General features: G+C 71.9%; 3 protein-coding genes and 1 pseudogene. 1 reads left to right on the top strand and 3 read right to left on the bottom strand.

Annotated features, from left to right (window positions below; genetic code table 11):
• Window positions 1-647: 647 nt before the first annotated feature.
• Window positions 648-1,820: a tryptophan dimethylallyltransferase family protein gene (locus K6I34_RS31085; protein ID WP_229331159.1), complete on the top strand. Its 1,173-nt coding sequence runs from the start codon at window positions 648-650 to the stop codon at window positions 1,818-1,820.
• A 121-nt stretch (window positions 1,821-1,941) separates the two neighbouring features.
• Here K6I34_RS31085 and K6I34_RS31080 read toward each other — a convergent pair whose 3' ends face one another.
• The 3 genes and pseudogenes from K6I34_RS31080 to K6I34_RS31070 all read right to left on the bottom strand — a co-directional run.
• Window positions 1,942-3,522, bottom strand: coding sequence for a CocE/NonD family hydrolase (locus K6I34_RS31080; protein ID WP_229331157.1), 1,581 nt, complete (start codon window positions 3,520-3,522; stop codon window positions 1,942-1,944).
• Between the two features lie 166 nt (window positions 3,523-3,688).
• Window positions 3,689-4,882 (bottom strand): globin domain-containing protein, encoded by a 1,194-nt coding sequence (locus K6I34_RS31075; protein WP_229331155.1) that lies wholly within the window; start codon window positions 4,880-4,882, stop codon window positions 3,689-3,691.
• 91 nt (window positions 4,883-4,973) lie between these two features.
• Window positions 4,974-5,173, bottom strand: a pseudogene (locus tag K6I34_RS31070) (transcriptional regulator); the annotation flags it as partial.

Genomic DNA, 5,173 nt, shown 5'->3' with positions numbered 1-5,173 from the left:
GGCCGGGGTGGGGCGGAGTGGTGCTGTGCGGACACGCGTCAACAACTCCTCTGCACAGGCTTCCCGGAGCACGGCGGCGCCGACACCCTCCGGTTGGCCGCGTGTGGACAGGGCACATCCCTTGCGCATCGCCCGCGGGCAGCGCACACCGGTGGAACGATGTGTAGCGATCATGTCGCAGAACGTCGTGAAGCGGACCAGTGCCGAACACGATCCGGCCGTTCTTGTATGACCCACGCACGGACCCTGCTGTAACCGGGGGTAATACGCAGGTATGGACGGAGCGTCGCGTGCGCTTCGGCGGCCTCCCGCCCGCGGTGCCGGGCGGCCTCCGGCGCGTCGTGGAGCGGCTCGGCCGTGCGCGCGAAGGGCGGCAAGTTGGCCGGAACATAGGCCCGATAACGGGCCCGCTGGCAATTGTCGGGCAAAGCGCTGACAGCGCGCGGCACGCGATGGGACGATCGCGATCGTTTTTGCCGCCTGCTGTCAACCGCTTTGTCGTTCACGACTGTTCCGCTGTACCGCGCTTCCCGTTGTTCCACTGTTCCGCCGCCCGACCGTTTCCGCCGCTCGACCGATCCGCCGTCACGGCACCACGACGCACGCACGCATCGCGACGCACGCACCACGACGCACAGGGAGACACGATGGAGTCCGCAGGCCCCGGCCACCCGCAGCCCCGGCGGCACGACACCTTCACCCCGGACACGGGGGTCATAGCCGAGATGTTCGGGCGTCCCACACGCTTCGACTCCGACCGGTACCGGCCCACCGACACCTACGCCGAGGTCGCTGCCGACAAGGTGTGGCGCGCCCGGCAGAGCCTCGGACTCACCGGCGAGACCCGTGACTCGATCCTCGCCCTCCTGCGCGACGTGATCACCCCCTGGGGCGAACTCCCCGTCGGCACGCCACCCGAGCACGCCTGCTGGGTCGCCATCGACGGCATGCCCTTCGAGACCTCCATCGCCTGGGCGGGCACCAAGGCGGGCGTCCGCGTCTCGCTGGAGTCCCCCCGGGGCCCCGCCCGCGAGCGGATGGCGGACGGCATGGAGCTCACCCGCAGGCTCGCCGGCCGCCCCGGCGTCACCATCGACGGCTACCTGCGCGTCGAGGACCTCTTCACCGCCGACGAACCGCAGGGCTACTTCTCCCTCTCCCACGCCGTGGCCTGGGTTCCGGACGGCCCGCCCGCGTACAAGGTCTTCCTCAACCCCGCCGCGCACGGCCGGGACCAGGCGGCCGACCGCACGGCCGAGGCCCTGGAGCGCCTCGGCCTCGACCGCCCCTGGCGCACCCTCGCCCGGCACCTCGGCGGCACGTTCGGCCCCGAGCACGAACCCGTCGCCCTGGCCATGGACCTCGTGCCCGGCGAGGCGCTGCGCACCCAGGTCTACCTCGCGCACTCCGGCGTCTCCGCCGACGACATCGACGCCAAGGCCGCCGCCGACCCCGGCCACGTGCCCGGCTCCTTCGCCCGCGCGTTCCGGGCGGTCAACGGCCCGGACGACGCCCCCGCCTGGAAGCGGAAGCCGCCCGTCACGACCTTCACGCTCCAGCCCGGCCGGGACACGCCCGTGGCCACGGCGTACGTGCCGATGATCCCCGTGCACGACCACGACGAGGCGGCCCGCGACCGCGTGGCGGCTTTCCTCCGCTCGGAGGGCATCGACCCGACGTCCTACGGGAAACTCCTCGCCGACATCTCCGACCGCCCGCTGTCGCGGTCGTACACGCAGAACTTCATCTCGTACCGGGGCGGGGCCTCGCCCCGTTTCTCGGTGTACGTGGCACCGGGGACGTACCGCCCGGTGGACTGACTCGGAGATGGGTACCGCGCCCCTCTAAGGGGCGCGGGGCTGTACCGATCTGCGGCTCCGTCGCGTGGGCGCGACCAGCCGAAGAGGCCCCGCAGTCGCCGAAGCACATCCGGTGGCACTCTCAGCCGCGCACAGGAAGGGACAACTCAGGCGAGGAGAACGCCAAACGCCCACCCGCAGGATTGTGCGAGATGTACAGGGGGTCGACGGAATCGACCACCAACGCCAACCGGTGGCCGGCCGGGACGTCGTACGCGGTCGCGAAGAGGTCGAGGCTCACGTCGAACGGCTTCCCCGGCCGCACATCCCGGAACGTATACGGTGCGTGGCTGATCAGCCGGCCCACGCCCAGCGGGCCCACGTCGTAGAGGTAGGCGACGGCCGTGCCCGTGTCCTTGTCGCTGGTCACCGACGTCTTCACCGTCACCGCGCCCCGGACGCGCTGTTCGCGGTCGTACGGGCCGGTCTGCCACACCGCTGCGTACGAGCGCGGCAGCAGCGGCACGGACACCATGGGCGGGATCCTGAGGAACTGGTCGAGCGCGTTGGACAGGATCGCGGTGCCGCCGTTCGCGCCCGAGTCGACGCCGGTGCGGATCGTCCGGGCGCCCTCCAGGGACACGGAGCGCCGGTTCGCCTGGGCGTCCGCCCAGCTCGCGTACGGCTCGTAGGCGCCGCCGGAGCGGGAGGCGAGCTGGACGGGGGCCTCGCGGTCGATGCCGTTGGACTCGCCCTTGAGGTAGCGGTCGAACCAGCGGCGGGCGTGCGTCCAGGTGTCGTTGGGCAGTCCGAGCAGGCCCGTGAGCTCGCCGGTCGCGTGGTCGCCGGGGCGGAACTCCAGGCGCTTGGGGCCGGTCAGCCGCTCGTAGAACTTCGCGTACTGGTTCGGGGTGAAGACCGAGTCGCCCCACGCGTTGCCCAGCATGACGGCCGTGCCGTTGGCGTTGATGCGGTCGAGGTAGGTGGCGGGGGAGCGCTTGGCGCCCCAGTCCAGCATGTCCTGTTCCTTGGAGAGATCGGAGGACAGGAACTCCTTCAGTATTCGCTGGAGTTCGTCGCCGGGTCTCCCCGTGAGCTTGCCCAGGCCGCCCAGCAGCTCGGCGGCCTGGAGGTGCTGGGTGCGCTCGCCGTAGATCGATTCGACGAGGTCGCCCCAGCCGCTCAGCGCGGTGACCGCCTTGACCCGCGGATCGGACGCCGCGGACAGCAGGCTGATGCCCGCCCCGTACGAGACGCCGCCCATGCCGATCCTGGCCGGGTCGGCGGGGGTGTGGGCGAGCGCCCAGTCGATGACCTTGGCGGAGTCGGCGACATCCGGCGCCCCGGCCGTCTCGATCTTCCCGCCGGAGAGCCAGAAGCCGCGCGCGGTGTAGCTGACCACGACGTAGCCCGCCTCGGCGAGCTGCTTGGCCTGCGCGACGTACTCGAACTGCGGCATGGCCCAGCTGGTGGGGAACACGATCAGGGGGTAGCGGCGTGAGGTGTCCGCGGGGGCGAAGACATTGCCCTTGAGGGTGATGCCGCCGGAGCCGGGGAGGTCGGTGAACCGAACCGTCGTGGCGGCCGCCGAAGCCGCCGCGACGGCCGGGCGCTCCGGCACGGCCTGGGCGGCGGGCGCGGTGCCGAACGCCGCCCCCGCCAGCAACGCGGCGGAGGCGACGCCGACGGCCGTGGCGCGCAGGGACTTCCGGGGGTGTCGCACGGGGTCACTCTCCTGACGTCGGTGCCGCGCGGGAAAGGGGGGCCGCGCGGCACGCCGATGAGAAGTGACCTGACGGTAACCTCAGTTGTTTACTTGCGGTAATGGTCCGGCAAGTTACGCGTGGGTAACGATCTGTGCTCCCGGTGTCTGTCGGGTTGATGAGGTGTCAGGCCGCCGTGCCCAGCCACAGGTCCGGGCCGAACACCTCGTAGTGGATGTCGGCGGCCGCCACGCCCGCCGCCAGGAGCTGGGCGCGAGCCGTGCGGAGGAAGGGCAGCGGGCCGCAGAGATAGGCGGTGGTGCCCGCGGGGATGTCGATACGGGAGAGGTCGGCGAACCCCGTACGGTCGGCCGGGTGGCCGTCGGCCTCGGGCTCCTCGTACCAGATGTGCGCGACCGCGTCCGGGAGCTTGGCCGTGAGCTGGAGCAGGTCGGCGCGGAAGGCGTGGGTGGACTCGCTGCGGTCGGCGTGCACGGCGATGACCTTGCGGCCGTCGCCCGCCGCGGCGAGGTGGGAGAGCATCCCGATCATCGGGGTGCAGCCGATGCCCGCGGAGGCGAGGAGTACGGGGGAGGTGCCGGGCTCCAGCACCACGTCGCCGAACGGTGCGCTGACCAGCAGGACGTCGCCCACGCCCACGTGGTCGTGGAGGTGGTTCGAGACCTCGCCGGCCGGGTCGCCGGAGTCCCGCTTGACGGAGAACTGGAGCGCGTCGTCCGGGTCGCCGGAGAGGCTGTACTGCCGGATCTGCCGCGCCCCGTCGGGCAGTTCCACCTGCACGGAGACGTACTGCCCGGGGCGTGCGGCGGGCAGCGGCCGCTCGTCGAGGGGGCGGACGAGGAAGGTGGCGACCTCGGCGGTCTCCCGGAGCCGCCCGACGACGCGGCAGGGTATGCGGGTGTCCCCGTCCTCGGCACCCGCTGCCGCGTACAGCCCGGCCTCGATGGCGATCAGGGCGTTGGCCATCAGCCAGTAGACCTCGTCCCAGGCCGCGGCGACCTCGGGGGTGACCGCGTCGCCGAGCACTTCGGCGATGGCGGCGAAGAGGTGCTGCTGGACGAGCGGGTACTGCTCGGGCCGGATGCCCAGCGAGGCGTGCTTGTGCGCGATGCGCGCGAGCATCGCGTCCGGGCGGACCTCTGGGTGCTCGACCAGCGCGGTGGCGAAGGCGGCTATGGAGCCCGCGAGGGCCTGGCGCTGGCTGCCGTTCGCCTGGTTGCCCCGGTTGAAGAGATCGCGCAGCAGCTCGGGGCGGTCGGCGAAGAGCTTGTCGTAGAAGAGCGGCGTGATCTCGCCGATCGCGCCGCCGACGACGGGGAGGGTGGCGCGGACGATCTCGGTGGACTGCGGGGACAGCATGGAGGGCTCCTGACGTCCGGGTTTAATTGGTATTCGAGATGCGTATTTTTGGGCGTGCGCAAGGGCTGCCCGGCGGGGTGTTCTCTCCCGGTCAGTCCGCGGGGCGGGAACTCAGGGTCAGCAGGAGGGCGCCGGTGGGCGGGCCCGCGAGATCCTCGACCGTGATCGGGTCGAGGGCGGCGAAGAACGCCTCCTGCGCGTCGCGCAGGGCGCCGCGCAGTCTGCACGCGCCGCGCAGCGGGCACGGCGGGTCGTCCTCGCAGCCGACGACATCGCCCGCCCCCTCCAGCT

Source organism: Streptomyces sp. UNOC14_S4 (assembly GCF_020740835.1).
GTDB lineage: Bacteria > Actinomycetota > Actinomycetes > Streptomycetales > Streptomycetaceae > Streptomyces.
Note: the sequence above shows the minus strand (reverse complement) of the source record. Positions and strands in the feature narration are given on the sequence as shown.

What these genes read in the sequence shown, in the direction of transcription:
- K6I34_RS31085 (WP_229331159.1), top strand. Translation starts at nt 648, where the DNA reads ATGGAGTCCGCAGGCCCCGGCCACCCGCAGCCCCGGCGGCACGACACC.
- K6I34_RS31075 (WP_229331155.1), bottom strand. Translation starts at nt 4,882, where the DNA reads ATGCTGTCCCCGCAGTCCACCGAGATCGTCCGCGCCACCCTCCCCGTC.